General features: G+C 70.7%; 25 protein-coding genes. 11 read left to right on the top strand and 14 right to left on the bottom strand.

Going from position 1 to position 26,968, the window contains the following annotated elements; translation table 11 throughout:
• Window positions 1-23 precede the first annotated feature (23 nt).
• From ABZT93_RS02355 to ABZT93_RS02345, 3 genes are read left to right on the top strand one after another with little or no spacing between them, the layout of a single operon-like run.
• A complete protein-coding gene (locus ABZT93_RS02355) occupies window positions 24-1,046 on the top strand; it encodes a glycosyltransferase family 2 protein (protein WP_356097609.1) in 1,023 nt (340 codons plus the stop codon).
• The gene (locus tag ABZT93_RS02350) at window positions 1,036-1,458 is read left to right on the top strand and encodes a GtrA family protein (RefSeq protein ID WP_356097607.1); all 423 of its coding nucleotides are present in this window, start codon (window positions 1,036-1,038) and stop codon (window positions 1,456-1,458) included. The genes ABZT93_RS02355 and ABZT93_RS02350 overlap by 11 nt, the downstream gene beginning before the upstream one ends.
• Window positions 1,455-2,723: an NAD(P)/FAD-dependent oxidoreductase gene (locus ABZT93_RS02345; protein WP_356097603.1), complete on the top strand. Its 1,269-nt coding sequence runs from the start codon at window positions 1,455-1,457 to the stop codon at window positions 2,721-2,723. Before ABZT93_RS02350 ends, ABZT93_RS02345 begins: the two co-directional genes overlap by 4 nt.
• Here ABZT93_RS02345 and ABZT93_RS02340 read toward each other — a convergent pair.
• The 3 genes from ABZT93_RS02340 to ABZT93_RS02330 are packed head-to-tail and all read right to left on the bottom strand — an operon-like array spanning window position 2,713 to window position 8,205.
• Window positions 2,713-4,404, bottom strand: coding sequence for a hypothetical protein (locus ABZT93_RS02340; protein ID WP_356097600.1), 1,692 nt, complete (start codon window positions 4,402-4,404; stop codon window positions 2,713-2,715). The two genes, ABZT93_RS02345 and ABZT93_RS02340, sit on opposite strands and share 11 nt — an antisense overlap.
• A 7-nt stretch (window positions 4,405-4,411) precedes the next feature.
• Complete coding sequence (locus tag ABZT93_RS02335) at window positions 4,412-6,745, bottom strand: glycosyltransferase (RefSeq protein WP_356097597.1); 2,334 nt, start codon at window positions 6,743-6,745, stop codon at window positions 4,412-4,414.
• Window positions 6,742-8,205, bottom strand: a complete 1,464-nt coding sequence (locus ABZT93_RS02330; protein ID WP_356097594.1) for a glycosyltransferase family 29 protein — start codon at window positions 8,203-8,205, stop codon at window positions 6,742-6,744. Before ABZT93_RS02330 ends, ABZT93_RS02335 begins: the two co-directional genes overlap by 4 nt.
• Window positions 8,206-8,445: 240 nt before the next feature.
• Here ABZT93_RS02330 and ABZT93_RS02325 point away from each other — a divergent pair, with 240 nt between their 5' ends.
• Complete coding sequence (locus tag ABZT93_RS02325; RefSeq protein WP_356098422.1) at window positions 8,446-9,567, top strand: acyltransferase; 1,122 nt, start codon at window positions 8,446-8,448, stop codon at window positions 9,565-9,567.
• A 63-nt stretch (window positions 9,568-9,630) separates the two neighbouring features.
• Entirely contained in the window at window positions 9,631-10,503 is an 873-nt protein-coding gene (locus tag ABZT93_RS02320) for a class I SAM-dependent methyltransferase (RefSeq protein WP_356097592.1), read from the top strand.
• 157 nt (window positions 10,504-10,660) lie between these two features.
• On the opposite strand, the gene leuE is transcribed toward ABZT93_RS02320, so the two are convergent.
• Window positions 10,661-11,311: a leucine efflux protein LeuE gene (gene leuE / locus ABZT93_RS02315; protein ID WP_356097590.1), complete on the bottom strand. Its 651-nt coding sequence runs from the start codon at window positions 11,309-11,311 to the stop codon at window positions 10,661-10,663.
• A gap of 26 nt (window positions 11,312-11,337) precedes the next feature.
• Window positions 11,338-12,918, bottom strand: a complete 1,581-nt coding sequence (locus ABZT93_RS02310; RefSeq protein ID WP_356097588.1) for a methylmalonyl-CoA mutase family protein — start codon at window positions 12,916-12,918, stop codon at window positions 11,338-11,340.
• Between the two features lie 123 nt (window positions 12,919-13,041).
• Between ABZT93_RS02310 and ABZT93_RS02305 the strand changes: the two genes are divergently transcribed.
• A complete protein-coding gene (locus ABZT93_RS02305) occupies window positions 13,042-13,875 on the top strand; it encodes a L,D-transpeptidase family protein (protein WP_356097585.1) in 834 nt (277 codons plus the stop codon).
• Window positions 13,876-14,096: 221 nt separating this feature from the next.
• Here ABZT93_RS02305 and ABZT93_RS02300 read toward each other — a convergent pair whose 3' ends face one another.
• From ABZT93_RS02300 to ABZT93_RS02285, 4 genes are all read right to left on the bottom strand, one after another.
• Window positions 14,097-15,149, bottom strand: a complete 1,053-nt coding sequence (locus tag ABZT93_RS02300; protein WP_356097582.1) for a hypothetical protein — start codon at window positions 15,147-15,149, stop codon at window positions 14,097-14,099.
• A complete protein-coding gene (locus tag ABZT93_RS02295; protein WP_356097580.1) occupies window positions 15,149-15,811 on the bottom strand; it encodes an RNA polymerase sigma factor in 663 nt (220 codons plus the stop codon). The genes ABZT93_RS02300 and ABZT93_RS02295 overlap by 1 nt, the downstream gene beginning before the upstream one ends.
• Window positions 15,812-16,136: 325 nt before the next feature.
• Window positions 16,137-17,012 carry a hypothetical protein gene (locus tag ABZT93_RS02290; protein WP_356097577.1) on the bottom strand — a complete coding sequence of 292 codons (876 nt, stop codon included), beginning with the start codon at window positions 17,010-17,012 and terminating at the stop codon, window positions 16,137-16,139.
• Complete coding sequence (locus ABZT93_RS02285; protein WP_356097575.1) at window positions 17,009-17,626, bottom strand: RNA polymerase sigma factor; 618 nt, start codon at window positions 17,624-17,626, stop codon at window positions 17,009-17,011. The genes ABZT93_RS02290 and ABZT93_RS02285 overlap by 4 nt, the downstream gene beginning before the upstream one ends.
• Window positions 17,627-17,893: 267 nt before the next feature.
• On the opposite strand from ABZT93_RS02285, the gene ABZT93_RS02280 reads away from it, so the two are divergent.
• Window positions 17,894-20,113 (top strand): peptidoglycan recognition protein, encoded by a 2,220-nt coding sequence (locus tag ABZT93_RS02280; RefSeq protein WP_356097572.1) that lies wholly within the window; start codon window positions 17,894-17,896, stop codon window positions 20,111-20,113.
• 107 nt (window positions 20,114-20,220) lie between these two features.
• Here the strand turns inward: ABZT93_RS02280 and ABZT93_RS02275 are convergent, their stop codons facing one another.
• Window positions 20,221-20,613 (bottom strand): hypothetical protein, encoded by a 393-nt coding sequence (locus tag ABZT93_RS02275; protein WP_356097570.1) that lies wholly within the window; start codon window positions 20,611-20,613, stop codon window positions 20,221-20,223.
• Between the two features lie 224 nt (window positions 20,614-20,837).
• Between ABZT93_RS02275 and ABZT93_RS02270 the strand changes: the two genes are divergently transcribed.
• Window positions 20,838-21,299: a DUF1877 domain-containing protein gene (locus ABZT93_RS02270; protein WP_356097567.1), complete on the top strand. Its 462-nt coding sequence runs from the start codon at window positions 20,838-20,840 to the stop codon at window positions 21,297-21,299.
• Window positions 21,300-21,342: 43 nt separating this feature from the next.
• Here the strand turns inward: ABZT93_RS02270 and ABZT93_RS02265 are convergent, their stop codons facing one another.
• From ABZT93_RS02265 to ABZT93_RS02250, 4 genes are all read right to left on the bottom strand, one after another.
• Complete coding sequence (locus ABZT93_RS02265; RefSeq protein WP_356097564.1) at window positions 21,343-21,957, bottom strand: hypothetical protein; 615 nt, start codon at window positions 21,955-21,957, stop codon at window positions 21,343-21,345.
• A 76-nt stretch (window positions 21,958-22,033) separates the two neighbouring features.
• Window positions 22,034-22,537 (bottom strand): hypothetical protein, encoded by a 504-nt coding sequence (locus tag ABZT93_RS02260; protein WP_356097561.1) that lies wholly within the window; start codon window positions 22,535-22,537, stop codon window positions 22,034-22,036.
• 86 nt (window positions 22,538-22,623) lie between these two features.
• The gene (locus tag ABZT93_RS02255; protein WP_356097559.1) at window positions 22,624-23,388 is read right to left on the bottom strand and encodes a DUF4328 domain-containing protein; all 765 of its coding nucleotides are present in this window, start codon (window positions 23,386-23,388) and stop codon (window positions 22,624-22,626) included.
• Between the two features lie 122 nt (window positions 23,389-23,510).
• Window positions 23,511-25,166, bottom strand: coding sequence for a glycoside hydrolase family 20 protein (locus tag ABZT93_RS02250; protein WP_356097556.1), 1,656 nt, complete (start codon window positions 25,164-25,166; stop codon window positions 23,511-23,513).
• Between the two features lie 155 nt (window positions 25,167-25,321).
• On the opposite strand from ABZT93_RS02250, the gene ABZT93_RS02245 reads away from it, so the two are divergent.
• The 3 genes from ABZT93_RS02245 (at window position 25,322) to ABZT93_RS02235 (ending at window position 26,957) form a co-directional block, all read left to right on the top strand.
• Window positions 25,322-25,834, top strand: coding sequence for a 2-oxo-4-hydroxy-4-carboxy-5-ureidoimidazoline decarboxylase (locus ABZT93_RS02245; protein ID WP_356097553.1), 513 nt, complete (start codon window positions 25,322-25,324; stop codon window positions 25,832-25,834).
• Between the two features lie 254 nt (window positions 25,835-26,088).
• Window positions 26,089-26,469, top strand: a complete 381-nt coding sequence (sdhC, locus tag ABZT93_RS02240) for a succinate dehydrogenase, cytochrome b556 subunit (protein WP_007384241.1) — start codon at window positions 26,089-26,091, stop codon at window positions 26,467-26,469.
• Between the two features lie 5 nt (window positions 26,470-26,474).
• Window positions 26,475-26,957: a succinate dehydrogenase hydrophobic membrane anchor subunit gene (locus ABZT93_RS02235; protein WP_037718879.1), complete on the top strand. Its 483-nt coding sequence runs from the start codon at window positions 26,475-26,477 to the stop codon at window positions 26,955-26,957.
• Window positions 26,958-26,968: the final 11 nt, after the last annotated feature.

Raw genomic sequence — 26,968 nt, 5'->3', positions numbered from 1 at the left:
CAGAGCTTCCATAGCTTCTCCCAATGCCCCAGCAGGACATTCGACCGCGAATACCCGACGTCGTCCCGGCGCAGCCGACGCCGCCGCGACAGCAGCCCGTGCGCCGCTCCCTCGTCTCGTACGTCCTCCCGGTCTACAACGAGGAGGACGGCATCGCGGCGTTCCACGCCGAGCTGACCAAGGCGCTCGGCGAACGCCCCGACCTCGACTACGAGCTGGTGTACGTCAACGACGGCTCCGGCGACGGTTCCCTGGCGATCCTCAAGGAGCTCGCACGCGACGACCAGCGGGTCCGGGTCGTCGACTTCGCCCGTAACTTCGGGCACCAGATCGCCATCACCGCCGGTCTCGACGTCGCCCGGGGCGACGCGGTGATCGTGATGGACACCGATCTGCAGGACCCGCCGCGGGTCAGCCTGGAGCTGGTGGACGCCTGGCGGGAGGGCGCCGAGATCGTGCACGCCCGTCGGCGCTCCCGGCAGGACACGGCGTTCAAGCGGGCCACCGCCCACCTCTACTACCGGGTGCTGCGCTCCTCGACCGACGTGGACATCCCGCTGGACACCGGGGACTTCCGGCTGCTGGACCGGCGGGTCGCGGACGAGCTGCGCAAGTACCGGGAGCGCAGCCGGTTCGTGCGCGGGATCGTCGCCTCGATGGGCTACCGGCAGACCGAGGTGGCCTTCGACCGCGACGAGCGGTTCGCGGGCGAGACGAAGTACCCGCTGCGCAAGATGGCCCGCCTCGCGATCGACGGCATGACCAGCTTCTCCACCGCCCCGCTCAAGATGATCACCCGGCTCGGCTTCGTGGTCCTCGCGCTGTCGCTGCTCGGCATTCTCTACGCGCTCGCGATGAAGTTCTTCCGCCCCGACATCACCGTCTCCGGCTGGACGATGATGATGTGCGTCGTGCTGTTCCTGGGCGGCACACAGATGCTGTCGCTGGGCGTCATCGGCGCGTACGTGGGGCGCATCTACAGCGAGGCGCAGGGCCGGCCGCTGTATCTGGTGCGCGATGTGATCGGCGGCGACGGTGAGCGCTGACACCAAGGCTCCCGGAACCACCACCGCTCCCGGCCGGCGGCGGCTCTCCCGGCAGCTGCTCAGCTACACCCTGATCGGCGGCAGCGGGGTCGCCCTGGATCTCGTCGTCTTCCTGCTGCTGCACAACGCGGCCGGGATGAACGAGCAGATCGCCAACGCGATCAGCACCACGCTCGGCATCGCCAACAACTTCGTGCTGAACGCACGGTTCACCTTCGAGCGCCGCGACCGCCTCGTCGTGCGCTTCCTGCGGTTCTACGCCGTCGGCCTGACCGGCATCGTCCTGACGAACCTGCTCTTTTTCGCCTTCACCGACGGTCTGGGGATCGACGCCAACCTGATCAAGGCGGGTTCGCTGCCGCTGGTCCTGGCGCTCCAGTTCGTGCTCAACAGAAAGTGGAGCTTCGCATGAACCTCGGCATCATCGGCGCGGGCGCCACCGGCCTCACCGCCGCCTGGGACGCCGTACGCGCCGGCCACCAGGTCACCGTCCTGGAGGCGGCCGACGAACTCGGCGGTCTGGCCGCCTCGTTGGAGGTCGGCGGGGTTCCGCTGGAGCGCTACTACCACCACATCTTCCGCAGCGACAAGGCGATGATCGCGCTCATCGAGGAGCTGGGGCTCGGTGACGCGCTGCGGTTCCACAAGCCGACCACCGGCATCTACCGGGGCGGGAAGCTGATCGACTTCACCACGCCCTTCGACATGCTGCGCCACCCGGAGTTCGGGCCGGTCGACGCCGTGCGCTTCGCCGGTTCGTCGGCGGTGCTGAAGGCGGTCCGCAAGGGCGACCGCTACAACGACCTCACCGCACTGGCGTGGCTTCGCAAGTGGGCCGGGAAGAAGGCCACCGCCGCGGTCTGGGAGCCGCTGCTGCGCGGCAAGTTCGGCGACCGTGCCGAACAGGTGTCGATGGCGTGGCTGTGGGCGCGGATCCACTGCCGGACCTTCGAACTCGGCTATGTGGACGGCGGGTTCGAGCGGGTGTACGCGGCGCTCAGGGACGGGGTCGAGGACCGCGGCGGGAAGGTGGAGTTCGGCAAGGCGGTCGAGTCGATCCGGCAGGACGGGGCCGACGAGGCCGTAGTGACGTGCGCGGACGGGTCGTCGTACACCTTCGACCGGCTGATCGTGACGACCCCGCAGCCGGCGTTCGCGAAGGCGGCCGGGCTGCCCGACGACAGCACGCTGTGGAAGAACCAGTACCTGGGCGCCACCTGCTTCGTCCTGGAGCTGGACCGCAGCGCGATCCCGTACTACTGGCTCAACATCAACGAGCCGGACTTCCCGTTCCTCGCGGTGGTCGAGCACACGAAGATGATCGACCCGTCCGTGTACGGCGGCCGGCACATCCTCTACGTCGGCAACTACGTGGAGCGCGAGGACTGGCGGTTCACCACGGACCCGGGCGAGCTGCTCGACGCGTTCGTGCCGTATCTGCGGCGGATCAACCCGGCCTTCGAGAAGTCCTGGATCCAGGACTGGCACTTCTCCAAGGCCGGGTTCGCCCAGCCGGTCGTGACGCCCGAGTACCGGGCGCTGATCCCGGCCCACGAGACGCCCATGAGCCGGGTCACGCTGGCCACGATGGCGCAGATCTACCCCCAGGACCGCGGGCAGAGCTACTCGGTGGCGATGGCCCGCGAGGTGACCGCCGCGCTCGGGCTCAACGCCTGACGCACAGCACCAGTCGCTCCCCCGGGCTCCCGGGAGGGCAGTCGTACACGGCGGTGACCCGGCGCCACAGTTCCGGGTCGACGTGGCCCGGCTGGAACCAGGGCCGCTCCAGCACCGCGTACGGGGCCGGGTCGTGGTCGACGCAGTCGGCGTTCTCCTTGAACGACTTCAGCTCGGCCACGTCCGGCAGATAGCGGGTGCGCTGGAGGAAGGTCGCGATCGGGTACCGGCACTGGGCCGGGTGGTCGAGGTCGTACGCCGTCTCGCCGAAGGCCAGGTACAGCACCGGGGCGCCGGCGGGCAGTTCGGCGGCGATCTTGTCGACCTCGTCGGCCGTGCGCCGCTGCTGCTCCAGGTACCCCGCGCCGGTGACGGTGACCTTGCCGTGCAGCACCAGGTGCGGGGAGCCGGGCCAGCTGCTCGCGGCCAGCAGGACGACGCCGGACAGGGCGACCAGGACGGCCGAGCGGTTCCGCAGCCGCTTCTCGCACATGACGTCCACCCCGGCCGCGAGCAGCGCGACCAGCCCGGCGGCCCAGACCTCCCACGGCCGCTGGAACCTCCCGGGCAACTGGGCGTACACCACGGGCAGCACGCCGTACAGCAGGGACACGGCCCCGAAGCACCACGGCGGGGACCTGCGCGCGCCGCCCACCGCGACCCCCCAGACGACCGCGGCCACCACGGGCATCTGCGCTCCGTGGTACAGGAACCAGTTGCCCTGCACGACCACGACCGCCTGTGCGGCGAGGCCGATGAGCGCGGCGATCACGAGGAGTTCGGTGCGGCGCAGCCGGCCGCGCACCCGGGTCAGGACGAGCAGCAGCGCGCCCGGCAGGAGCAGCAGCACGGGGCTGGTGACCGCGCGGTCGGCGAGGAAGTCCACCGTGCGTTCGAGGATGAAGTGCGGGCGGATGCCGGTCCTGCTGAGCGCGGACTGGTTGATCTGCGGCATGTCCTCGGTCCACTGCCACTCGCGGGTGCCCGCGAGGACGCTCAGCCCGAACAGGGCCAGTGCGGCCGGTATGCCGACCAGGGTGATGCGTACCGCCCGGCCCCGGTCGACCGCGTAGACGAGGAGCACCCCGATCGCGGCGGTCGCGGCGGTGGAGTACTTCATCATCACCGCGAGGCCGAGCGGGAGCGCGGCGAGCAGGGCCGCGGGCCAGGGCCGTCGGGGGCCGAGGGCGGCGGCGACGGCGAACACCGTGAGGACGACGGCCGTCCACTCCGGCTGGAGGAAGTCGTTGCGGGGGGCGAGAGCGAGGACGAGCCCGGTGGCACCTGCCGTCACCGCGGCCTCGCGAGGCGTGGTCCGGCGCAGCAGTGCCACGTACAGGGCGTAGGCCGCGGCGGCGGCGAGCAGGACGCCCGCCGCGTTCATCACCGTCTCGCGCACGGCCGTGCTCCCGAAGAAGGCGAGCCGGTCCAGGAGGGCGACGAACCACCGGTAGAAGAACGGGCGGTGGGTGAAGACCTCCGACGGGGAGTAGCCGGCCGCCCGGCCGGTGCGCAGGGCGGCCAGGACGTAGTGGAGGTCGCCGGTGAGACCGCGGGTGAGCACGGTGTACACCACGGCGGCCGCGGACGGCACGGCGACCGCCGCCCACCTGAGGGGTGAGCGGCGGCCGCCGGGCGAGGTGGGCCGTACGGCGGTGTCGTCGGCCAGGGTCGTGGTCATGGTGTGCTCAGCCGCCCAGCAGGACCCGTAGGTCGGCCGCGTTGGCCTCGGTGACCTTCCACAGCTCCTGCTGGCGGCCGTGGACGTCGGCGACCGTCCTGTCGTGGTCGGCGAGCAGTTCCTTCGAGCGCTCCACCAGACGGGCGGCGAGGTGGCGGTCGTGGACCGAGACGCCCCACTCGGGCCGCTCGATGTCCCGCAGGAAGTACGCCATCTTCGGGTGCGAGATGAGGCTGATGATCGGGGTGCCGCAGCCGAAGGGGATCATGCCCGCGTGGCCGCGCATGCCGATGACCAGCTTGGTGCGGGCGTAGAGGTCGAGGATCTCCTTGTTCTCGAAGTCGTACATCGGGATGACCGGCAGCGAGATGCCGTGCTCGCGCCGCAGGTCGAAGACGATCTTCTCGTCGTCCAGGGAGTGCGCCACGCACTGGACCTCGGCCAGCTCGCCCAGGTCACGAACGGCCTTGGCCATCTGAGCCAGGAAGTAGCCGTAGTCGTGGCCGAAGCGCAGACCGGCCCGGTCGTAGGCGGCGTTGATCAGGATCGTGTCGTCGCGCTTGGCCGGGTCCTGCCAGCCGGGGACCAGCTGGCGGGTGACCGTCGTGGGGCAGGGCTGGAAGCGGATCTTGTCGTGCAGGTGGGAGGGGACCATGGCCCGGACCTTCTCGATCGAGCCGTGGTTGCGCAGCCCGAAGAAGGAGGACTGCTCGACGAGGAGCCGGAGCGAGTCGCGGAAGCGGTTGGCCCGGTAGGACTGGCCGTCGAAGGCGTTGAAGCCGACCGCGAAGACCGCGATGGGCACGTCGATGGACCGGAGGAGCTCGTCCGGGACGTTCCACTGCCAGGCGCTGTTGCCGTTGGGCATGGTGTCCGGGATGAACAGGCCGCCGCCTCCGATGACCAGGCCGCGACGGCGGTTGACGCGCTGGAGGGCGCCCTCGTCGAAGAGGCGGTGGGCGTGCACCGAGTGCCAGCGGCGGGAGGTGGTGTCGGGGCCGAAGGCGGAGCGGACGCTCTCCGGGAGGAGCTTGTCGCCCGCGTTGCCCTGCCGGTCCATGTAGAAGGCGACGTGCGCCAACTGGTCCTCGGGGGCGCCCAGTTCCTGCGGCGGTACGGCGGACGCGCGCTGTGCCCAGAGCCGGCTGGAGCGGTGGGTCGGGTCGACGGACATGCCGGCCGTGGCGTAGCGCAGGGCCTCGGTGTTGTCGCCGTGCACCCAGGCCATCTGGGCGAGGCGGGCGTAGGCGGTGGCGGCCCGGTTGGGGGCGGCGGCGGCCAGCAGGAGCTGTGTCTTCGCCTCGTCGTAGCGGGAGACGCTCATCAGGGCGTGGCCGAGGACCTCGTGCGGCCAGGCCTCGTCGAGCGGGATACGGACGCCGCTGAGGACGTCGACGGCGTCCTGGTAGTCGCCGGAGGAGATGTGGGCGGCGGCCACCTTGCGGGCGGTTTCGACGTCTCCGGTGCGAGCCACGTGCGGGGTGCCGTAGTGCACGATCAGGTCGTGGTGCAGCCCGCCCTGCTGCTCCATGTAGGCGGCCTGGAACTCGGCGTCGGTCAGATCGAACTCGCGCCAGCGCTCCTCGGCCCGGCTGTAGCCCGCCTCGCCGCCCTGCCAGGGCTTGTGGCGGCCGGTGAAGTGCAGGATCGCGGTGTCGTCGGGGACGGGGAGGTCGCCGGACAGCCGCCGCTTGACGAAGTTGTAGCGGGCGTCGAGGCGGACGAAGTCGCCGTCCAGGACGGCGTTGAGGATGCCCTGGTCGTGCTTGTCGAGCTCGTAGTCGCCGGAGCGGCCGCACTTGTCGAGCTTCGCGCAGAAGGAGTCGCTCAGGTACTCGCGCTGGATGACCAGCAGACCGGAGTTGAGCTTGTGCTGCCCGTAGAAGAACTGCGGGACGGCCGCGAGGCCTTCGCGCAGCCGCAGCAGTTCACCGAGGTCGCCGAGGACGACCATGTCGGTGTCGAGCGTGATGACGGTGTCGTACTCGCGGATCCTGAAGACGTCCAGGATGAAGTACGCCTTGCGGACCAGGTAGTTGTCCTGGTCCCCCTTCTTGTACGAGTCGTAGCGGTCGGCGTCGACCCGCTTGAGGACGATCCTCGGGTGCAGTGCGCGGATCCGGGCGATCGAGCCGGGGCGCAGGTCGTCGTAGAGGACGACGAAGTCCTCGCACACGCCCGGGTTGGACAGGGCGAGGCTGCGCAGCAGGACGAGGAAGCCGGGCAGGTAGTTCTCGTCGACGAAGCTGGCGAAGGCGATCTTCCGCTTGCCCGTGAGCGCGTGCGCGTCGGTCACCGGGGCCAAGGGGGCGGCGGTCCCGGTAAGGGAGTTGATGGTCATCGCAGGGATATCCTCATGTCGGTCACGCTCTGGGCCCGCTCCATGACCCATGCCTTCTCGCTGGTGTACTCGTGCACGGAGGTGATGGCGAGCTTCATCGCTTCCTGGACCCGGTAGGCGCCGCTCTCGTAGAAGTCGAAGCCGATCAGGTCGAGCTTCGGGCTCACGTCGAGGAAGTCCAGCAGCCACAGCATGTTGAAGCCGGAGGTCGGGATGCCGGTCCAGACGTCGGTTCCGACCTTGCCTATGTTGCGCAGGGGCCAGCGCAGCGACTCGTCGCCGAGGTAGGTCTGGGCGCCTGGCACCAGGCGGTTGCGCAGCGAGTACTTCCAGTCGCCGGAGACGCCGCCGAAGACGAGGCGGGTGGTGACCTGCTGGTCCCAGTTGAAGCCGTGCTTGTGGATCGTGACGTGGATGTCGGTCCGGCCGCCGGTGTGCCTGGGGTCGATCCGGTAGGAGTTGAAGCGGACGACGAGGTCGTACGCGTCGATCTCGGCGCCCATCGAACTCGCGCCCACGCGCCCGGAGTTGGCTACCAGGCAGATCGACTTGCCGGCGATCTGGTTGCGGAACTCGCCGAGGGTGATCCACTGCACGCCGCCGATGGTGGGGTCGTCGACCGGACCTCGCATGCGGTTGCGGCGCTGCTCGGCGTAGAGCTCGACCGCCCGGGTGAGCGCCGCGCCGTCGGTGTCCTCGGTGGAGCGCAGGTCGAGGTACTGACTGAGCAGTTCCTGCCGCTCCTGCACGGGGGCGTTCTCGCCGGCCAGCGAGAGGAGCGCTCCCACCAGCCGGGGCTCGGCCTCGGCCCAGTCGCCGACGGCGTGCGCGGCGAGACCCTCGGCCCACACGTCGGTGGCGGGGCGGCCGGCGAAGGCGCGGGCGCCGGGGACCTGGCGTCCGAGGAGTGCGAGGAGTTCGCGCTCCTTCTCCCCCGCGAGGCGCAGGCCCGCGATCCGGGCCCGGACGCCGAATCCGTCGTCGTCGGTGAGGCTCAGGTACTTCTCGTACGCCTCCAGCGCCTCGGCCTCCTCGCCGAGGGCCTCCAGGAGCCGGGCGCGCAGCCGCCAGCCGGCGCGGGAGTTCCTGCGCTGGGCGAGGACGGTGTCGCTGATGACCAGGGCGAGGTTCAGCTCGTCGTCGTAGCCGCACTCCAGGGCCTTGTTGGCGACGGCCAGCAGGGCGTCGAGCAGTTCGGCCGGGATGTCCGACGAGGGGCTCGCGGCACCCTTGACGGCGCGCTTCAGCAGGGCGGTCGCGCCGGACGGGGCGGGTGCCGCCGGGGTGGCCGTGGCGGTGGTGCCCCAGACGACGAGCAGTTTGCGCAACTGTTCGCCGAGTTCGACACGGCGGCGGTCGATGCTGCCGACCACCTTGCCGCTGTGCGCAGCGCAGGCGCGCAGGCAGTCGTCCAGCTCCCCTCCACGCGCGCGTGCACGCCTCTTCTGGACCGTCGTCATGGCACTCCTGTTGTTTTCTTGCCGAAGCAAAGGCAAGTTCTTGGGTTTACTGCGACGTGGGGGGATTCCGGGCGAACTTAGGAAGTCAAAACGACATTCAGGTGAACTCACCGGGACCAGAAGGCCAATCGTTGATCCGGTGAGTAAGACATCGCCGTGATTCGGACTAACGTGCTGAGGCGCATCCACAGGAGTGACTTAGGCTCTTCAGAGCTTGCGAAGGGGATTTCCGTGACCAGCATGACCGTCCGGCCGGCACCCGACCTGCCCCGGCGGCCGGACGAGCCACAGCCCACACCGCGCCCCCGGGAGAACCGGTTGCGCGCCCTGGACGGGTTGCGGCTGGTGGCCGCGCTGATGGTGGCCGCGTACCACTACGGCGGCCGCGGCGGCGAGATCACCCAGTCCTGGGGAAGCTCCGCACAACGCCAGTTCCCGATGCTGCACACCTATTTCTCCTACGGCTGCCTCGGCGTCCAGGTCTTTTTCGTGATCAGCGGATTCGTGATCTGCATGAGCGGCTGGGGCAGGCCCCTGAAGTCGTTCTTCGCCTCCCGCGCCTCCCGACTGCTGCCCGCCTATTGGGCGGCGGTTCTCCTGGTCACCGCCGTGTTCGCGCTGCCCGCGGTCGCCTACAAGGCGCTGTCGCCCAGCGACGTCCTGGTGAACATGACGATGCTTCAGATGCCGCTGGGCGTCGACCGGGTGCTCGGCGTCTGCTGGACCCTGTGGGCGGAGGTCCGCTTCTACGTCCTGTTCGCGCTGTGCGTGGTCCTGCCCGGGGCCTCCCGGCGCCGGGTGATCATGTTCTGCGCCGGCTGGACACTGGCGGCGGCCATCACCCAGGCGGCGCACCAGCCGCTGCTCGACGTGGTGTTCATGCCCGAGTACGCCTCCTTCTTCATCGGCGGCGTCGGCCTCTACCTCGTCCACCGCGACCGGCGGGACGTGTACGCGTGGGGCATCGTGGTGGTCAGCTTCCTGATCGGGCAGCACTACGCGGTCCAGTCGCTGTGGAACGCGTCCGACCCCAACGCCTTCGCCCACCGCACCTCGCTGGGCATCGTGCTGGTGGTCGCCTTCGGCTTCGTCGCGGTCGCGGCGATCGCGGTGGGCTGGCTGAGGTGGGCCAACTGGCGCTGGCTGACGGTGGCGGGGGCGCTGACGTACCCCTTCTACCTGGTGCACGAGCACCTGGGCTGGGTGGTCATCCGCGCCCTGCACCGGAGTCTGGGCCTGCCTTCGTCGGTGACCTTCGCGCTGACGATCGCCTCGATGCTGATCCTGGCCTGGCTGCTGAACCGCTTCGTGGAGAACCGGCTGACCCCGCGGCTGCGCACGGCGCTCAACAACACGCGCTGAGCTGTTCACCTGACGTTCGTTTCGCCGACCGCTCCGCCGCCGCTGGATGAGCACACTGTTCCCATGGGTGACGCACAGCAGACGTACAGGTATCCCGGTGAACTCCGTGACGTGCCCGGGTGGTTCCCGCCGCTCGACCAGATGCTGTTCAGCTGGTTCCTGCAGCGCCAGGAGAAACCGGGTGACCTGCTGGAACTGGGCGCGTACATGGGCAAGAGCGCGATCCTGCTCGGGCAGCACCTGCGGGACGGCGAGCGGTTCACGGTGTGCGACCTGTTCGGTGGCGAGGCACCGGACGGCGCCAACCGCGCGGAGACCACGAAGTCGTACGCCTCCCTCACCCGGCAGGCCTTCGAGCGGAACTACCTCTCCTTCCACGACGTCCTGCCGAGGGTGATCGAGGGCCCCACCTCGGTCGTCCCCGGCGAAGTGGCGCCGGGCACCTGCCGGTTCGTCCACATCGACGCCTCACACCTGTACGAGCACGTGTACGGCGACATCGGCGCCGCCCGCGAGATCCTGCTGCCCGACGGGATCGTCGTCCTGGACGACTTCCGCTCCGAGCACACCCCGGGCGTCTCGGTCGCCGTGTGGGAGGCCGTGCTCAACCGCGATCTGCGACCGATCTGCATCAGCACGCAGAAGCTGTACGGCACGTGGGGGGACCCGGAGCCGGTGCAGGAGGAGCTGCTGGCCATGCTCCGGGAGCGCACGGACATCGGGCTGAGCGTGCAGGACGCGGCCGGTCACCGGTTGGTGCGGGCGCGGGCGCAGAAGATGCAGGCGCCGCCGTTCCCGCGCTCCCGGCACTATGTGGCGCCCGTGGCCGCGCCGGCCCCCGCTCCTCGGCCGCGGCGCTCTCCGGCCCGCCGGATCGCCGTGGACCTGCTGCCGCCCGTGGTCACGCGCGCGGTGCGCAAGGTCAGGGCCCGGTAGGCCGGTACTGCTGCTCGATCCCGGCCGGCACCAGCGCCGACCTTTCCTCGTAGTGCCGGCCGAAGTCCTGGAAGCTCTCCGCGCCCGCCTCGGCTTCGTCACGGAGGCTGGGCGGGCGAGGACGCCTCGAAGCCGGCGGGCTGTGCCGGCCTGCGGATCACGCGCTGGCGAGCGACAGCTTCACCGCGAACCCGAGGAACAGCGCCCCCGCCGCCGACGTCACCCCCGCGGACAACCGCCGCCGCCTGCGGAACGCGGCCGCCAGCCTCGTCCCGCCGAAGATCAGCGCGGTGAGGTACAGGAAGCTGGCCGCCTGCGCGAACGCCCCGAGGACGACGAAGGACAGCGCCGGGTACGCGTATCCGGGATCCACGAACTGCACGAAGAAGGCGACGAAGAACAGGATCGCCTTGGGATTGAACAGGCTGATGACGAGGGCCCTGCGGTACGGCCGCTCACCCGGACCCGCGTCGGGGACCTCCGCGTCGGCCACCGGCGGGCGCCGCGACCGCCACAACCCCCACGCGGCCCGCAGCATCCCCACCGCGAGCCACGACAGATACCCGGCTCCCGCGTACTTCACGATCCCGAACAGCACGGCGTTGGCCTGGAGCAGCGAGGCGACCCCGGCCGCGGACAGGGTCATCAGCACGGCGTCCCCGCACCACACCCCGGCCGCGGCGGTGTATCCGGCCCGCACTCCCCGCCGCGCGGCGACGGAGACGACGTACAGCGAGTTGGGGCCGGGCAGCAGGACGATCAGGACGAGGCCCGCCAGGTAGGTGGGGAGGTCTATGACACCGAACATAGGCACGAGTGTCGCACTCGGAACACTCAGAACGCGTCCGAGGGGACATACGTGCCCCACACCTCGCGCAGCGCGTCGCACACCTCGCCCACCGTCGCCCGGGCCCTCAGCGCGTCCTTCATCGGGTAGAGGACGTTGTCCTCGCCCTGCGCGGCCTTCTTGAGGGCGGAGAGGGCCGAGTCCACCGCTGACCGGTCCCGTTCGGCGCGGAGCCGAGCCAGCCGTTCGGCCTGCTGGGCCTCGATGGCGGGGTCGACGCGAAGGGGCTCGTACGGCTCCTCCTCATCGAGCCGGAAGCGGTTGACGCCCACGACCACCCGCTCGCCGGAGTCGGTCTCCTGGGCGATGCGGTAGGCGTTGTGCTCGATCTCGTTCTTCTGGAAGCCGTGCTCGATGGCCGCGACCGCGCCACCGAGGTCCTCCACCTTCCGCATCAGGTCCAGCGCGGCCGCCTCGACGTCGTCGGTCATCTTCTCGATCACGTACGAGCCGGCGAACGGGTCGACCGTCGCCGTCACGTCGGTCTCGTAGGCCAGCACCTGCTGGGTGCGCAGGGCGAGCCGCGCCGATTTGTCGGTGGGAAGCGCGATGGCCTCGTCGAAGGAGTTGGTGTGCAGCGACTGGGTGCCTCCCAGAACCGCCGCCAGGCCCTGCACGGCGACCCGGACCAGGTTGACCTCCGGCTGCTGGGCCGTCAGCTGGACGCCGGCCGTCTGCGTGTGGAAGCGCAGCATCAGGGACTTGGGATTGCGCGCACCGAACTCCTCGCGCATCACGCGCGCCCAGATGCGCCTGGCCGCACGGAACTTGGCGACCTCCTCCAGGATCGTCGTGCGCGCGACGAAGAAGAAGGAGAGGCGGGGGGCGAATTCGTCGACGTCCATGCCGGCCGCGACCGCCGTGCGGACGTACTCGATGCCGTCGGCGAGCGTGAACGCGATCTCCTGCGCGGGCGAGGCACCCGCCTCGGCCATGTGGTAGCCGGAGATCGAGATCGTGTTCCACCTCGGGATCTCGGTCCTGCAGTACCTGAAGATGTCGGCGATCAGCCGGAGCGATGGCTTCGGCGGGAAGATGTACGTGCCCCGCGCGATGTACTCCTTCAGCACGTCGTTCTGGATCGTGCCGGTGAGGCGGTCGGCGCCGACGCCCTGCTCCTCGGCGACCAGTTGGTACAGCAGGAGCAGGAGGGCGGCCGGGGCGTTGATCGTCATCGACGTGGAGACCTGGTCCAGCGGGATCCCGCCGAACAGCACCCGCATGTCGTCGATCGAGTCGATGGCGACACCGACCTTGCCGACCTCGCCGTGGGCGATCGGCGCGTCGGAGTCGTGGCCCATCTGGGTGGGCAGGTCGAAGGCGACCGACAGGCCCGTCGTGCCGTGGGCGATCAGCTGTCGGTAGCGGGCGTTGGACTCCGTCGCCGTACCGAAACCGGCATATTGGCGCATGGTCCAGGGGCGGCCGGTGTACATCGACGGGTACACACCGCGCGTGAAGGGGTACCCGCCCGGCTCGCCGAGCTTCTCCTCCGGGCTCCAGTCCTGGAGGGCCTCGGGGCCGTAGACGGGTTCGATGGGCAGTCCGGACTCCGACTCACGCGTCATGCCCACCACCGTATTGCGGTCTCGGGCGAAGCGCCGCCGGGTCGTTCGCGACCGGCCGTCCGGGGGGAGACATCTCAGGGGATGCCGGTGAGACGACAGGGGATCCGGATGCGTAGTACGGGCATGGGGAGATCGTTCGCCGCGCTGCTGGTCCTGGCGCTGGCCTGCGGCTGCACGGTGCAGACCGCCGACGGGGACGGCAAGCGGCGTCTGCCCGTGCGGATCGAGGTGCCGGAGCACAGCACACCGCCGGGCCACAGCACACCGCCGACGTCCGACGACCCGAGCCCGAGTGCGACGACACCGTCCGCCGGGGCCGCCGCGCCCGCGGTGCTGTGGTCGCGGGGCGACTCCGGGCCGGACGTAAGGGAGTTGCAGGCCCGGCTGCGTCAGGTCGCCTGGCTCTACGACGGTCCGACGGGCTCGTACGACGATCTCACCGAGCGGGCGGTGAAGGGGTTCCAGGGCAAGCGCGGGCTGCCGAGGACCGGGAGGACCGACACGGTCACCTGGAAGCGGCTGAAGGACATGACGCGCGAGCCGGGCAAGTGGGAGCTGTACCTGATGGGCGGCCAGCCGGCCGACGCGCCGGACGCGCGCTGTCTGACCGGGCGGGTGCTGTGCATCAGCAAGACGAGCCGGACCCTGCGCTGGATGATCGACGGGCGGACGGTCATGACCGTGCCGGTCCGCTTCGGCTCGGTGGGCACCCCGACCCGTGAGGGCGTGTTCAGCATCTACTGGAAGTCACGGCACCATGTGTCGACGCTCTATGACTCCCCGATGCCGTACGCCATGTTCTTCAGCGGCGGCCAGGCGGTGCACTACTCGGCCGACTTCGCCGCCCACGGCTACGCGGGTGGCTCACACGGCTGTGTCAACGTCCGGGACGAGGCGGCGATCGCGGACCTGTTCGCCCAGGTGAGGAACGGCGACAAGGTCGTCGTCCACTGGTGACTTTCGCGAGGAGGCGTTAGGGGCGCGGACGGGACCGGGGGAACGTGTCCCGCCCGCGCCAGGTGCACGAGCCGTAGGTACGGGGGGAACCCCGGCTCTGTGCGACGGCCGATGACCAGTCGGCTCACTCAGTACTGCGCTCCGGCCCCCGAAAACGTCACACCCACCGCGAAATAATTCGGAGTCGGCGAGAAAATGCAGGTCAGCGGCGTGGTGCGCGGTCAGAGTGCGCTGTACGACGGGCTCGGGGCCGGATCCGGTGACATCGTTGCCCCGGTCGTGGCGAGCGGGGCGTCGGAGACGGTGTCGCCGTCGGGGCCGTGGTGGTTCTTGCGGGGGGACGTGAACTGGTTGCCGTGGTGACCGTGCCCGTCGCCCCGGCCGTACCCGTCGCCGGGGCCGCTCTTGTCGTTGTCCTCGTGGGCACCGGTGTCCTCGCCCTTGCCGTCGCCTTTGTGGCCGTCGGGGGCGGACCGGGTGTCTCCCCGGGTGCCGGTGCCGGACATGACGCCCTTGCAGTACTTCCAGACCTGTGAGGTGCCGCCCGCCGCGCCCTCCAGGGAGCGCTTGCGGGCGGGGTCGAGTTTCTTGCCGGCGCGGATGTCCCGGCAGGCCGAGGCGGCGCCGTTCCAGTCGCCGCGGGGCCGTACACCCAGCCCTTCGGAACCCTTGTCGGGCGTGGTTCCGGTGTCGCCGCGTGCCGCGTCCCGGGAGCCCGTCCCTCCGGAGGGGGAGCCTTCGGGCGAGGGCACGACCTGCGGGGCCGGGGCAGACGGTGAGTCGAGGGGGCGGTCCGGGGTGGCGGCGGCCGACACCGATGCCGCGGGTTCCGGTTCGCCGTCCCCGAGATGCGGAAGGACGCCGATTCCGGCCGCGACGGCCACTCCGCCCACCATCCCGACGGCCAGTACGGCGGCCAGCGCGAGGTGCGTGGGCCGCCGTCGGCGGGGACGGCCGGCCCCCGTGTCCGGGGCGCCGATCCGCACGAGACCGGCGTCGGCGGAACCGGTTCCGGTCCGGTGCCGACCCTGGACGGGCGGGCTCACCCAGTCGTCCGCACGCTCCGCGCGCACCTTGCGGAACGCGGCGAGGGCGGCCTCCTCACCGGGGAGTTCGCCGCTGGTCGGGGCGGGTTTACCGGGCAGCGCGTCCAGCGTTTTCGCGAGTCGCTCGGCCTGCTCGCGGGCGGCCTCGTCGACGGCTTCCAGGGACTCGCCGCGCAGCAGTCGTTCCGCTGTCTCGAGGTCCAGCCACCTGTAGCTCTCGTCGGCCATCACATGTCCTTCTGCGTCCGCGGACGCATATGCGTCACACTCGCGGACGTCACCGCACTGTCCTGTGGTTCTCGCTGCGGCGGCAGGGCATCGAGCACGCCGGCCGATTCCGGATCCTCGCCCAGGAGCTCCGCGAGCCGTTTCAGACCCCGGTGCGCGGCCGTCCGTACCGCGCCGGGACGCTTGCCGAGGGTCTGGGCGGCGGTCTTGGCGTCCAGGCCGACCACCACGCGCAGCACCACGGCCTCGGCCTGGTCCTGGGGCAGCCGGGCGATGAGCGAGAGGGTGGTGCCGGTGGCCAGCGCCTCGATGGCCTCGCCCGCGGTGTCCGACTCGGCGGGCTTTCCGGTCAGCTCGGTCTCGTCGCCGCCGATGGCGGGACGGCGGCCGCGCATCCGGATGTGGTCGAGGGCGCGGTTGCGGGCTATCCGGGCGGCCCAGCCGCGGAAACGGTCCGCGTCCCCGTCGAAACGGTCCAGGTCACGGGCTATCTGGAGCCAGGCCTCGGAGGCCACGTCCTCGGCGTCCGGATCACCGACCAGCGTCCGGACGTATCCGAGCAGCCGCGGGTGCACCGCGCGGTACACAGTCCGGAACGCGGTCTCGTCCCCGTCCTGTGCCGCAAGCACCGCGGCAGTCAACTCCGCGTCGTCCCCCAGCACCCGTGAATCCTCAATACGTGGTCGCGATCGATGGTCGCCGCTTCGAGCCGTCGAGGGGTTGTGGTGATCGTTCGAGAGTCGCGTTGATCATTCAACTTCCGCGCCCGGCGCGAAAGGCACGTTACGACCTGAAACCGCTGCTCGTCCATGTCCGTACAAAATGCAACGACCTCGTGATCCGGAGCCGGTCCGGCGGGGTGTGACAGAAACCGCACTCACGACGCTGAAGGAAGTACGGGCCGCTGCGCGGCCCGTGCCGCGCGACGGCCGGGGCCTCTCCTGTGGGGGGTGGCGGCCCCGGCCGTCGCCTCGGCCGCGCGCCGGGTCACTGCTTCTCGGACTTGTTCTTGTCCGCGTTCTGACCGCCGTTCGCCTTGTCCTTCTGCTTCCCCGGGGTCGCGAGGCCCGCGTCGTCGGCGTTGCCCCCGCCGTTCGCGTTGCCCGCCCCTTTCCCGTTGCTCGCGCCCTTCGCTGCGGACGGGCCCGTCAGCTCCGCGCAGTAAGCGCTCACGTTCGCCTCGCCGCCGGCCGCCGAGACCAGCCGCTGGAACGCCGTGGAGTCCAGCGCCTTGCCGCGGCCCTGGAGCTTCTCGTACGCACGGCAGTGGGCCAGGGTGTCCTTCGCGGTGGGCGGGCGCTCTGCGGAGGCCGACGGGGAGGGGCGCCCGCTGCTGCTCGCCTCCGCCGGGGTGCTCGCCGGGACGCTCGCGCGGACGTCCTTGTCGGCTGCCGCGCCCCTGTCCGGACCGCCGCCCGCCGAGCCGATCGCCGCGTAGGCGACACCGCCGAGGGTGAGGCTCGCGAGGAGCACGGAGAGCGTCGCCCGCAACGAACGTGCCCGGCGCCGCTGCGCGCGGGGCCGCCAGTCGTCCCGCCGCCGCGTCCTCGCCCGATGCGCCCCGGCGTCCCTCGCCGCCCGGAACGCGTCCACGGCCCGCCGCTCCGCCTCGCCCTCGGACTTCCCCCCACGGACGGCCGCGGCGAGCAGCGCTTCCAGCGGGCTGCCGTCGTAGAGGGACTCGTGGTCGTAGAGCGAGTCGTCGTCGTAGGACTGCTCCTGGCCGGGCGTGGGGCCGCCATGCCGTTCCCGGCCCCGCGCGGTCTCGTCCGGGCGGGCATGCCGGCGGCCGGAGTCGTCGCCGCTCCGCTCGTCACCCATGCCGTGTCCGTCCCTGTCCGACGTGGCGTCGTCACCTGTCATGTCGACTCCCCCAGCGTCCGGGGGCCGTCATCCGTCACACTCTCGACGCCCAGTTGCTGCGCCAGTCGCTTCAACCCCCGGTACGCGGCCGTACGCACCGCGCCGGGGCGCTTGCCGAGGACACGGGCGGCGGCGGGGCCGTCCAGTCCGACCACCACCCGCAGCAGCACCGCCTCGGCCTGGTCGCGCGGCAGCCCCCGGACCAGTTCCAGGGCGTACTCCGTGGAGAGGGACTCCAGCGCCTGGTCATGGGTGCTGTACGGCCCTGCCAGGTCCAGCATGTCCTGCTCCAGCGCCGCCGACCGGGGCCGCACCTTCTGCCGGCGCAGATGGTCCAGGGCCCGGTGCCGGGCGATGGTCGCGGTCCAGCCGCGGAAGCCCGCCCCGTCCCCCCTGAACCTGCCCAGGTCCCGGGCGATCTCGAGCCAGGCGTCCGATGCCACGTCCTCCGCGTCCTCCCCGACCAGACCGCGCAGATACCCGAGCAGTCCGGGCTGCACCAGCCGGTAGGCGACCGCGAAGGCGGCCTCGTCACCCTCCTGGGCTTGCGCGACGGCCGCGCCCAGTTCCCCGTCGTACGCCTGCACGCGGCGGGGTTCCCCTCCCTGGCCCAAGAACTTTCCCGTCCGTACCGGTTCGTGGCGATTCCGCACCGTCCGGCACGGTCGCCCTTGCCCATGTCCCCCACGGTCAACAGCGCCGGACCTCACAGAAGTGTCACAGCAGGTGGGACATCCCGGGCACCGAGCCTCGAACACCTGTGACACCTGGCAGTGTTCGTACGCTGTGTAGATGCCACCTGTGTGACAGGTGGTGTTTCTGTGACCAAACTCAGGGGTGGGGTAGTGAGTCGTAAAAGCCGTGCGTACAGACCGCTCAGCATGAAGCGGCGGGCCTGGCTGACGCTCGGTGCGGTGGTTCTGGGGGGCGGCGGCATCGTGACCTACGCCGCCGCCAGTCCGTCGACCGACACCGCGGGGGATCTGCAGCCCAAGCGGCCGGTGAAGGTGTACAACCTCGCGCTGAAGGCTCCCGAGACCGGCGAGCGCGAGCTGCCGCGCACCGAGACCAAGCAGTTCTCGCTGCTCGGTATCTCCTGGACGGGGGCGACCAAGCGGCTCGACGGCAAGGCGCAGGTGCGCACCCGGAGCATCGACACCGGCGCGTGGACGTCCTGGCAGGACCTGGAGACGGACGCGGACCCGGTGGAGGACGCCGACGAGCGGGCCGGGGCACGCGGCGCGTCCGAACCGCTGTGGGTGGGCCCCTCGGACGGTGTCGAGGTCCAGGTCGTCCACGAGGACGGCACCACCAGCGCAGGACTGCCCTCGGGTCTGAAGGTCAACCTGGTCGACCCGGGCATCGCGACCGCCGCGGAGCAGCGGGACACGGGCGACGACACGGACCCGGCGGTGTACGCCGAGGACGTGACGCCGAGCCCGACCCCGACCGACACGGCCACGTCCACCGCCTCCCCGACGGCGACGGCGACCGCGACGGCGACCGCGACGGCGACACCCACGCCGACCCCGACCGCCACCACCCCCACCGCGCCCCCGTCGACGGTCCCCGAGCCGCCGATCGTCTCCCGCGCCGGCTGGGGCGCCGACGAGTCGCTCAGCCCCGACCCGTCGGAGTACAACGCCGATGTGAAGGCCGTCTTCGTCCATCACACGGCCGGGTCGAACGACTACACCTGCGCCGAATCGGCGTCGATCGTGCGGGCCATCTACGCGTACCACACCGCCCCGACCCCCAGCGGCAACGGCTGGAACGACCTCGGCTACAACTTCCTGGTCGACAAGTGCGGCACGATCTTCGAGGGCCGCAAGGGCGGCGTCGACAAGCCGGTCCTGGGCGCCCACACCTACGGGTGGAACCGTGAGTCCACCGGCATCGCGGTCCTCGGCGAGTACACCGCAACGGGGGCCTCGAACGCCGCCCTCACCTCGGTCGCCCGGATCGCGGCCTGGAAGCTCGGCCAGTACGGCGTCGACCCCAACTCCACCGTCCAGCTGAAGGCGGGCGCGACCCAGAAGAACCTCGCCGGTACGAGCTTCACCGCGGGCAGCCTCTACACCTTCAACCGGGTCTCCGGCCACCGCGACGGCTACGCCACCGAGTGCCCGGGCAACTCCCTCTACGCCCAGCTGCCGACCATCCGCACCTGGGCGGCCGGCCCGGTGCAGGGCCTGAAGGTCACCTCGCTGACCGGGGCGACCCTGTCCGGGTCGACGTACTACACGAAGGGCGCGATCACGGCGAAGTGGTCGGCCACCACGCCGGGTTCGCTGATCTCGAAGTTCGAGCTGCTGGCCGACGGCAAGGTCGTCGCCACCACGTCCGGTACCGCCACCTCGGCGAGCACGACCCTGGCGGCGGGCAGCCACAAGGTCGCCGTACGAGCGGTGCACCAGTCCGGCAAGACCGACTCGGCGTCGACCACCACCGCGCTGACCGTCGTCGCCGACACCACCGCGCCGACCTTCTCCACCACCCCGACGATCACCCTGCGCACCGGCACGGTCAGCACCACCGCCGTCCCGGTCACCCTCGGCTGGAAGGCCACCGATCCCCAGGCCCTGAAGTCGGTGAGCCTGCTGTCCCCGACGACGGCCACCTTCGGCCCGACCACGACCAGCTCCAGCCGTACCGCCAAGCCCGGTAGCGCGAGCACCTGGTCGATGAAGGCGGACGACGTGGCGGGCAACACCCGCACCTCGTCGCCCTCCTACACGCCGATGATCCTTCAGGAGACCTCGGCCACCAAGTCGGGCAGCTGGACGGCCCGTTCGTCCACGAGCTACCTCGGCGGGAAGTCGTACTCAAGCGGCTCCAAGGGCGCGAGCCTGAGCTGGACGTTCACCGGCCGGTCCGCCTCCTGGGTGGTCTCGCGGGCGTCCACCTCCGGGCAGGCGTACGTGTACGTGGACGGCACCAAGGTCGCGACCGTGGACCTGAAGTCCTCGACCACGAAGTACCGCGACGCGATCTGGACCAAGTCCTGGTCCAGCAGCGCCAAGCACACCGTGAAGATCGTGGTGGTCGGCACCAGCGGCCGCCCGACGATCACGACGGACGGCCTGGTCTACGTCAAGTAGCCCTCCGGACCGCCTTCCGCAGCGCCGGCTCCAACGGCTCGGGCGTCCGCTTCCCCGTAACTCCGGGGGAGCGGACGCCCGTTCCGCGTTCACCACGACGCGCGCGATCAGCGCCGTACGGTACCTGTCGCATCGCGGCACAGCAGCCGCAGCGAGCCGTCTCCGGCGAAGCAGCGGCGGGCCTCGTCCACCGGGTCCCACAGCCGTCCGTCGGGTGTACGGACCCAGTGCTCGCCGCCGCTCGTCCACCACTCGGCACCGGTCTGGTGGACGACGACCTCACCGGCGTAGGCACCGAGCCCGCGCAGCACGGTCTCCACGGCGGCGTACGGCGCCCCCTCCCGCCGTATCTCCTCGATCAGCCGGTCGACGCGCCACAGGCTCTGCGCCGAGTAGTCGAGCCGGACGCGGGCGCCCTCGCGCAGGGCCGACACCGCGTCGGCGGCCCACCGCACGGGTCTGGCGGCGGCGGCGGGGCGGCTGGTCCGGCGGGTGGTCACATCAGCCGTCGTAGGGGCAGTTGCCTGAGCCGTCACATCAGTCGTCACAAGGGTGAAAGCGTTCGGGCGGGGTCTTTCGTCACCCGGATCCAGGGGTCTCGGCGGGACCGGTGCAGGACCGACGCACCTTCGCCGCAACCCTCCCCGGACGGTCACAGGACCCTCTCGGTAGCGAGGTTGACGCCGGTGTGACGATTCGTCCCTCCCCTGCGCTCCTCTCTCTGATGAGCGACTACTTCCATCTCCGCGCGGTGCCGCCCTCGGCCCTGCGCAACAGCGCGAACTGGATGCAACGGCTGTTCGAGGACGACTGGGACGCCGTACGCGAACGCATCGGACGACACCGGGAGGAGATACTGAGCAAGTCCTACCTGGACCACGAACTCCTCTACGCCGGCGCCGAGGTGGTCCTCGGCGGCCTGCCGGTCTACCCGGGCGACCACGACAAACCGCCGTTCCTGCTCCTGACGGCGGCCCGGGCGAACCGCGTCTCGGCATACCTGGGTGCGGCCGACTTCGAGGCCCTGTGGCTGGTCGCCCGCGAGGAACTGCTGCCGAAGTACGGCGGGGCGGACGCGGAACGGGAGGCGCGAGGGGTGTTCGCGGCGGCACACCGGGACCTGACGGCGTTCTACGGGCAGACGGCGCAGTACGGGGACGCGGTGGTCAAATGGCTCATCCACTGAGCCGCTCGGCCACTTGGCCGCTCGACCACTTGGCGACCCGCTCTCAGCCCCGTCGCCGGCTCCTCCGGGACACCACCGCGCGCAGCACCCGGCGGCCCTCCGTCGACACCTCCAGAGCCGGGCGCAGGCCCGCCTGACCGTGGCCGGCGAGGAGTTCAAGGACGGTGATCTGGCGGCGCAGTTCGGCGGCGACAAGGGGGGACATGCCCTCCGTACGGCCCTCGCGGCGGGCGTCGACGGAGTCGCCGACGTCCTTCAGGGGGTCGAGCAGCCGATGGATCCGCAGCGCGGCGACGGAGCAGGCGTCGGCCCACACCCGCAACGCGCCGTCCGACGGTTGCTCCGGAGCGGCGGCGAGCATCCGGCGGGCCAGCAGCACGGCCTCGTCCTCGGCGGAGCCGGAGAGGTCGCCGGTGCCCGCCTGACCCGGCTCCCCGTCGGTCGCCCCGAACTCCCCGTCCCCGCCCAGCTTGCCCCGCACCTGCTCCAGCCGTTCGGCCCACTCCTCGGCCCCGGCGTCGTCCGCGAGCCCCGCCCACAGGGGCCGCAGGACCTCGTCGTCGCCGCCGAGCAGCGGTACGCACCGATCCAAACAAGCCAACCCGCTGGCGGCCAGTCCGCGTTCGTCGGCCTGGCCGATCAGCTCCACCAGACTCATCCACGCCTCCCTCGCCGAGCGGCATCCCCTGACGGAACCCGCACTTCCCCTTACTGCGCGCAACGGCCCGGGAGTGTCACAGGGGCACCACACCGAGCCGGTCGAGCATACGGAAGAAGAGGTTTTCGGCCAATGGATCAGGCTCGGCGCTCAGTACGTCGATCAGTGGCTCCTCGGCCACCTCGTGCCCCGCCTCCGCGGCCCAGGCGACGGCCCGCGCGGCCGCGTCCCCGGGTTCGAGGAAGTAGTCCTCCACGGTCAGACCCTCCGCACCGGCCCCGAGGTACCCGGCCATGGCGGTCCGGGCCAGACAGGTCGTCCAGGCCCCGCTCTCCGGGCCCGCCGCCTCCACCACCACCGACGCGCTGTCCATCACGTATCCGAACAGCGCGGGCGAACCGCTCTCCAGGGCGAGGGCGTTCATGTTCCCGACGTCGCCCTCGCCGTTCGCGTACTCCCACACCTGCCATCCGCCGGGCGCCGACTCGCGCAGGACCATGCCCTCGGCGCCGGCCAGCGCGTCCAGCTCGGCGAGTGGCCGCTCCCCGCGACCCACGACGAAGTAACCCCAGTAGCCCATTGCCGGTCCCCCTGGCTGCTCGGTACGGCTCGGGCCCGAATACACCACATTCGTACGGCAGTTTGCAGCAGGACGGACCAAATCCGTCACACGGGGACGGCTACCGCGGGCCCCCGGCGGGCCTTCTCGTCCTGCATCCGGGTCAGCCGCAGCACGACGGCGGCGGCGAGCAGGGCGGCCACGAGGTCGACGCCGTCCGCGAACATCATCCCGCCCATCGTGTCGTGGATCTCCTGGGAGGTGTCGGCCTCCCCGGCCAAGTTGGCCAGGAACCGCCCGGCGACGTTCGTCAGGAGCCACGACGCCCACCAGACGTTGATCAGCGCATGCCCCCTGGGCTTTGTCTCCGGGCTGCTCGCGTCCCAGACGTCCAGCACGACCCGGCGCGGGTACCAGAGGCTCACGAACGGCACGACCCAACCGGCGATCACCCAGCCGCGCGCCTTGGCGTGCCCGTCCGGGGCGAACACCTCGGCGTTGACCCGCACCCGCCAGAGCCAGATCACGAAGACGACGGCACAGACCAGCAGTGCGGCGACCTGCGCGGAGGTGGCCACGGCGGTGAGCGTGTCCGCCAGGTCGGCCCGGTCCAGTGCGGAGTCCCAGGAGGTGTTCCCGGCGAGGTCGCCCGTGACGTCGTACATGAACACGTCCGCCCCGAGGGCGAAGACGTCGACGGCCGCGGCCACCCCCAGCAGCACCGCGGTGGCCCGCCCGAGCCCGACCGGAGAGCGCAGCCAGGCCTTCGGGGTGCCGGCCGGCGGGGCCTGGAACCCGGGCAGGGCGGTGCACTGGGTGCACAGGACGCCGTCCGGTGCGGCTTCGAGGTGATGGCAGCGGGTGCAGAGCATGGCGAGGTCCCCCGAGGTGCGGATGATCAGAAGACCGCGCCGGTTCTCCCCAGAGCCTCACGCGCGGCATCCGGAACATACGGTTCGTCAGCCCCGCGCGTCCACAGGGAATCCCTGGTTCCTCAGCCCAGCCGGTCCGCCAGCGCCTTGAACCGCGTCCAGGTCAGGGCGGGCTTCCCCGGATCCCACAGCTTCTGCACGGTCGCCCGCAGCGGCATCCGGATGCCCGTCGCGACCTGGTCCTGGGTCTGCGCGTTCGGGAAGTCGCACCACACCGCGAAGTACCCGCCGAGGATCTGGCCGTCGTACTTCGCGGGGACGGCTGTCGTGCCGCGGACGACCCGCGGGGTCCACTGCTCGTAGATCCGCTGTCCGGTCGGATAGAAGAACCGGTTGGGCTGGCCGAGGACGTAGTAGAGGAACTCGTCGTTGTAGTTGACGAGCTTGCGCCCCGTGCTCAGGTACGCCACCGGCTGCCGGGCGCCGATCTCCTTGCCCGTCCAGTAACCGACCTGGATGTCCTTGTCCGGCTGGACGGACGTACCGCGGAAGAAGCCGTCGTTCCACGCGAGCGGGGTCTTGCCGTGCTTGCGGACGGTGGCGGCGCGGTCGTTGAGCCAGCCGGTGGTCAGGTCCTCGACGGTGGCCCCGGCACCGTAGGCCTTCCTGGCGGCGGTGGCGAGCTGGGGGTAGGTCGCCGCCGGGTCGGAGACCATCAGCGCGCGGTACTCGTCCCCGCCGAGGTGCCAGTAGGCCCCGGGGAAGAGCCCGGCGTACTCGTTGAGCAGGTCGTCGACGATCTTGGCGGAGGCGGGATTGGAGATGTCGACGGTGCCCTGCGGGGTGCTCCCCGCCGCGCTGCGCAACTGCAGCTCGGGATGCGCGGCGATCACCGCGCCCAGATGCCCGGGCGAGTCGATCTCCGGTACGACGGTGATGTGCCGCTGGGCCGCGAGGGCGACGATCCTCTTCACCTGCGCCTTGGTCAGGTGCTGCGCGGACACGATCTCCGGGTGCGAGTCGGACTCGATCCGGAACGCCTGGTCGTCGGAGAAGTGCAGCTGGAGCTGGTTGAACTTCAGGTCCCCCAGCTCCCGGACCCGGTCCTCGATCCAGCGGGCCGTGAAGGTCTTGCGCGCGATGTCCAGCGAGAACCCGCGCACCGGTTTGGCGGGCTGGTCGCGCACGACGCCCTCCGGTGCCGTACCGCCGCCGTGCACCTCCTGCTTGAGCGTGCGAGTGCCGTAGAACACGCCCGCGTCGTCCGGCGCGCTGATGGCGACCCGCCCGCCACGCACGGTCATGCGGTACGACTCCGGGTTGGCGCCTTCGTCGTCGTTGAGCGCGAGGCGCACTTCCCCGGCGCGTACGTCGTCCTTCTGCCCGGCGTACGTCAGCCCCAGCTCACCGGCGAGAAGGCGCCCCTCGTCGGCGAGGTCGGAGTCGTTCACGACCACGCGCCGGCCGGAGGCGGGGCGCCAGCCGGGGCCGCGCGCCGGGGTGTGGGCGCGGACGGCGGGGATGGTGCGGGGGGTGGTGGACAGGGCGTAGGACCGGGTGGGGGTCGGGCTCGGGGCTCTCGCCGGGGTCGGGGAGCCTTCCGCGCTGCCGCCCGAGGGTGCCTGGGCCTGGGACCGGGCCGATCCGGCCGGCTCGCTGTCGCCGCCCGCCCACAGCCCGATACCCACCCCGGCCACGACGGTGACGGCGACCGCCCCGGCGATCAGCCCGCGCGCCTGCTTCTCCTGCTTCTCCGGTCGCTTCCTGTGCTGGCTCACATCGTCAACCTAGGGCCTTGAGGGCGGAGCCCATGTCCACCACACGCTCCGAAACTCTCCCGTGCGGGTGAAATTCGGGCATCCGTCGGACAGGTCATGTCCACACTCGATAACGTGATGTCACACCGCTCACAGCTTCCTCTGCCGAAACACACGTGACGCCCACACATTCTCCCGGCCGACTGGCCATACCGTCCCTGCCCACCGTCCTGGACGCCTTCAACAACGCTCCCGCCGACGAGGCACGGCCCCTGCTCCTGGAGTGTCTGCGCAGCCTGCGCTGGGCGGAGCGGGTCGTGGCCCACCGCCCCTACCCGACCGTGGACGCACTGCTCGCGGCCGCGGACGAGGCGGCGTACGACCTGACCGTGTCGGATCTCTCCGAGGCGCTGGCCGCCGAGACCCTGCCGGCACTGCCGGACGGGATCTACTCGGCAGCCCACATGGCCATGGACGCGGCCCACGCGGCCTATGAGTCCCGATTCGGCCATGCCTTCGTCATCTGCCTGGACGGGTTGCCCCCGAACGAGGTCCTCAACCACGTCCTGGCGGGCATCCGGTCACGATTGGCAAACGATCCGGAGGAAGAACGGGTGGTGGCGGCAGAGGAACTCCGCCGTACGGCAAGGGGCCGTCTGGTGTCTCACCTCCGGGGCGCGGGTCTGTAGGCGATATCCGGCTACCGCCAGCACGGGCGCGACCGGCCACCACCGCACCGCACCGGGCACATAACAGCCGAGACCACCCCATTAGCCGCCGAGTTCCGCCATCTGCGTGCCACTTTGATCACACAGGTAGGCCCCGGCTGAGCCCAGCGGCAGCGCATCGCTACGATGCTGGGGGCCGGTGGACCGTACCCGGCCGGGCCCGACCGACAGCACAAGCCGGCTGGCCCCGACACCCCGCTCCCGGAGGGACTTCCGTGCCGGCTGGAACGCTGTACCGCGGCCGGGAAGGAATGTGGTCCTGGGTGGCTCATCGAGTCACTGGCGTCCTCATCTTCTTCTTCCTGTTCGTTCACGTGCTGGACACCGCTCTCGTCCGTGTCTCCCCCGAGGACTACGACAAGGTCGTAGCCACGTACAAGACCCCGCTCGTCGCGTGTCTGGAATACGGCCTCGTGGCCGCCATCCTCTTCCACGCGCTCAACGGCCTGCGCGTCATCGCCGTCGACTTCTGGTCGAAGGGCCCGCGCTACCAGAAGCAGATGCTCTGGTCCGTCGTGGGCCTGTGGGTCGTGCTCATGATCGGGGCGATCTACCCCGTCCTCGGCCACGCCGCTCGTGAACTGTTCGGGAGCTGATACCGATGGCGACCACTGAAACCACCGCTTCCGGTATCGGCCCCGTCGAGGGCGACTCCGGCTACGGCGTCGACAACCCGGCCCCCCTCATCGAGGCCCCGCGCAAGCGCACCAAGAAGACCCCTCGCTCGACCCGTGGCAACTTCGAGATGGCCGCCTGGCTGTTCATGCGCCTGTCGGGTGTCGTGCTGGTCGTCCTGGTCATCGGGCACCTGCTGATCCAGCTGGTGCTGGACGGCGGTGTCTCGAAGATCGGCTTCGCCTTCGTGGCCGGCCGCTGGGCGTCCCCGTTCTGGCAGGTCTGGGACCTGATGATGCTGTGGCTCGCGATGCTGCACGGCGCCAACGGCCTGCGCACGATCATCAACGACTACGCGGAGCGCCCGAACACCCGGCTGTGGCTCAAGGGCCTGCTCTACACCGCCACGGTGTTCACCATCCTGCTGGGCACGCTGGTGATCTTCACCTTCGACCCGAACATCCGCTAGGCACGGGGCTG

It is taken from the genome of Streptomyces sp. NPDC005303 (assembly GCF_040607335.1).
Lineage (GTDB): Bacteria > Actinomycetota > Actinomycetes > Streptomycetales > Streptomycetaceae > Streptomyces.
The sequence above is the reverse complement of the archived record's forward strand: the minus strand, read 5'-3'. Positions and strand labels throughout refer to the sequence as shown.

Coding starts and splice junctions, on each gene's coding strand:
- ABZT93_RS02290 (WP_356097577.1), bottom strand. CDS start 17,012: ATGACAGGTGACGACGCCACGTCGGACAGGGACGGACACGGCATGGGT.
- ABZT93_RS02300 (WP_356097582.1), bottom strand. CDS start 15,149: ATGGCCGACGAGAGCTACAGGTGGCTGGACCTCGAGACAGCGGAACGA.
- ABZT93_RS02355 (WP_356097609.1), top strand. CDS start 24: ATGCCCCAGCAGGACATTCGACCGCGAATACCCGACGTCGTCCCGGCG.
- ABZT93_RS02235 (WP_037718879.1), top strand. CDS start 26,475: ATGGCGACCACTGAAACCACCGCTTCCGGTATCGGCCCCGTCGAGGGC.
- ABZT93_RS02320 (WP_356097592.1), top strand. CDS start 9,631: ATGGGTGACGCACAGCAGACGTACAGGTATCCCGGTGAACTCCGTGAC.
- ABZT93_RS02260 (WP_356097561.1), bottom strand. CDS start 22,537: ATGGGCTACTGGGGTTACTTCGTCGTGGGTCGCGGGGAGCGGCCACTC.
- ABZT93_RS02280 (WP_356097572.1), top strand. CDS start 17,894: ATGAAGCGGCGGGCCTGGCTGACGCTCGGTGCGGTGGTTCTGGGGGGC.
- ABZT93_RS02330 (WP_356097594.1), bottom strand. CDS start 8,205: ATGACGACGGTCCAGAAGAGGCGTGCACGCGCGCGTGGAGGGGAGCTG.
- ABZT93_RS02310 (WP_356097588.1), bottom strand. CDS start 12,918: ATGACGCGTGAGTCGGAGTCCGGACTGCCCATCGAACCCGTCTACGGC.
- ABZT93_RS02305 (WP_356097585.1), top strand. CDS start 13,042: ATGGGGAGATCGTTCGCCGCGCTGCTGGTCCTGGCGCTGGCCTGCGGC.
- ABZT93_RS02340 (WP_356097600.1), bottom strand. CDS start 4,404: ATGACCACGACCCTGGCCGACGACACCGCCGTACGGCCCACCTCGCCC.
- ABZT93_RS02265 (WP_356097564.1), bottom strand. CDS start 21,957: ATGAGTCTGGTGGAGCTGATCGGCCAGGCCGACGAACGCGGACTGGCC.
- ABZT93_RS02255 (WP_356097559.1), bottom strand. CDS start 23,388: ATGCTCTGCACCCGCTGCCATCACCTCGAAGCCGCACCGGACGGCGTC.
- ABZT93_RS02345 (WP_356097603.1), top strand. CDS start 1,455: ATGAACCTCGGCATCATCGGCGCGGGCGCCACCGGCCTCACCGCCGCC.
- leuE (WP_356097590.1), bottom strand. CDS start 11,311: ATGTTCGGTGTCATAGACCTCCCCACCTACCTGGCGGGCCTCGTCCTG.
- ABZT93_RS02270 (WP_356097567.1), top strand. CDS start 20,838: ATGAGCGACTACTTCCATCTCCGCGCGGTGCCGCCCTCGGCCCTGCGC.
- ABZT93_RS02335 (WP_356097597.1), bottom strand. CDS start 6,745: ATGACCATCAACTCCCTTACCGGGACCGCCGCCCCCTTGGCCCCGGTG.
- ABZT93_RS02325 (WP_356098422.1), top strand. CDS start 8,446: ATGACCGTCCGGCCGGCACCCGACCTGCCCCGGCGGCCGGACGAGCCA.